Below are 2,192 nucleotides of genomic sequence, written 5' to 3' on the forward strand. Positions count from 1 at the left end.
GGCAGTTTTTCTGGTGGAAAACTTGCAATGCTTCATGAAAAAGAATTAGTGTTAAATAAAATTGATACCTCAAACCTCCTGAAAGCTATTAATATATCAAAATCATTTATGAGTAATTTTAAAATACCTGAATTCAATATACCACAAATGAATCCTGCTGTTGCTGGAACTGGTGGTATTGAGATTAATTTTAATATTGCTAATTTAAATAATACAACTCAACAGGAAGCAGTATCATTCGCAACTAAAATTAGAAATGAATTAGCTAAAAAAGGTATTAGATAGGGAAGTTTAATTACTTCCCTTATTTCCTATAAAGGTAGGTGAATAAATTAGTGACTATTTCACAATGCTTGTATTTTAGCTATGGTGAAATTAACAGCACGGAATTCAACATAGTCAATTGCAAAATTGAAAACGGGATGTTTCAAGATCCTTTTCTATCTTCCAGAACAATAAAGGAACAACAGATTAGAGGCCATGCCCCATATTTCCAAGGAATTGAACGTCAAAATCTTTCATTTTCTGTAACTTTTGCTTTTTTTAGTGGATGGGAATCTAATGAAAAATTAAGGGAGATACAGCGTTGGCTTGATTCTGATTATTATAAACCATTAGTATTTTATAATGATTTAGTTCCAACAGGGGAAGAAGTTATCTATTATGCAATGATAGTAGACGCTCCACAATTAGTACATACGGGCAGGAACGAAGGTTACATAACACTCCAATTTCGCACAAACTCCCCATATAGCTTTTCTCCTATATATTTAAGTCAAAATACAACAATCTATGAATATTTCTTCTCTCCTTGGCAACCAACTCCTATGCCTACAAACATAGAATTTATTAATGATGGAGATATAAATATAAAACCTATTATATTTATTAAAACATTTACTAGAAGATTTTCTATAATAAATTTAAGCAATGGCCAAATATTAAAATTTACAGGATTAGAACCTAATGAAGTGTTAGAAATTGATTGTGAGAATGAAACAATTACTTCTAGTGTTTCAGATACAACCTATAGATTTAATAATATGTCTCAAGATAGCACTTTTTTAGAGATGGTTAGGGGAGTAAATGTTTTACAATGTCTAGGAAACTTTGAATTTCAAATAAAATATGAAATGAATTTCTTATCATAATTATATTTATAAAGGAGGATTTTTAAATGTCAGTTATTATCGCCCCAATTTTGCGCCAAGTGGACGGAGACCCCATACCACAGTACTACAATCCTGTCACTTCACTTTTTGAGGAAGCAGAAGGATTAAATGGCGAAATTTTTACAAATGTAAAAACGAGTGTACTAGCACCAGATGCTTCTAGAGAAACAAAACAAGATTCAATAATAAGTTATGTTGACGGTATAGAAGCATTACTAACAGCAATAAGAGATACAACTGGTATTAAGAAGATAACAGATGCTTTGCCATCTGGTACAAATTTAATGGGGAAGATTGGTATTGATCAAACTACAGCAGGAACCACAAATGGAGTAGTTGTAAATTCTAGTGCATTGCCTACAGGTGCATCCACATCAGCTAAACAAGATACTTTAATAGCTAAAGACTTTGCCACACAAGCAACTTTAGCATCTTTACTAGCAAAAGTTATTGCTACACCATCAACAGAAGCAAAACAAGATTCTTTAGTAACCATTTTAACTGCAATAAGGGATACATCAGGAATAAAGAAAATTACTGATGCACTTCCATCTGGTACAAATAATATTGGAGATGTGGATGTACTATCGAGTGCATTACCAACAGGTGCATCTACTTCTGCCAAACAGGATTCTATTATCACTTCTATAAATGCAGTCGGCACACATGTTGAAGGATCAGCGTTAGCATTGTTAGCAAGAACCACAACAACTTCAAGTATTGATTTAAATAATAACTTTGGTACAGGGATTAGAGTCTATCTTAATGTCACAGCGGTAGCAACTTCTGACATCACATTAAAAATTGAGGGAAAAGATCCAGTATCGGGTAGTTATACGACTATACTTTTATCCTCAAGTGTCAATACGATAAGTACAAATGTTTATAAGGTTTACCCTGGTCTGACAGCAGTTGCGAATTTAGTTGTAAGTGATTTTGTTCCAAAGACATTTAGAATTACTGTGTCTCATAATAATGCTAACTCTACAACATATTCAGTTGGTTATTGCTTGGTATAGG

General features: G+C 32.7%; 3 protein-coding genes. All 3 read left to right on the forward strand.

What is annotated here, in order from left to right; genetic code table 11:
• Positions 1-285 (forward strand): hypothetical protein (locus tag VIM70_RS17650; protein ID WP_331947096.1); only part of this gene is annotated, 285 nt, incomplete at its 5' end.
• 50 nt (positions 286-335) lie between these two features.
• Positions 336-1,151 carry a phage distal tail protein gene (locus tag VIM70_RS17655; protein WP_331947097.1) on the forward strand — a complete coding sequence of 272 codons (816 nt, stop codon included), beginning with the start codon at positions 336-338 and terminating at the stop codon, positions 1,149-1,151.
• A 26-nt stretch (positions 1,152-1,177) separates the two neighbouring features.
• On the forward strand, positions 1,178-2,191 hold the full coding sequence (locus tag VIM70_RS17660; protein ID WP_331947098.1) for a hypothetical protein: 1,014 nt from the start codon (positions 1,178-1,180) through the stop codon (positions 2,189-2,191).
• Position 2,192: the final 1 nt, after the last annotated feature.

This window comes from Clostridium sp. (assembly GCF_036569345.1).
In the GTDB taxonomy this organism is placed as follows: Bacteria; Bacillota; Clostridia; order Clostridiales; family Clostridiaceae; genus Clostridium_AD.

Bases quoted from the DNA above. Each gene is read 5' to 3' on its own strand.
- VIM70_RS17660 (WP_331947098.1), top strand. From the start codon at position 1,178: ATGTCAGTTATTATCGCCCCAATTTTGCGCCAAGTGGACGGAGACCCC.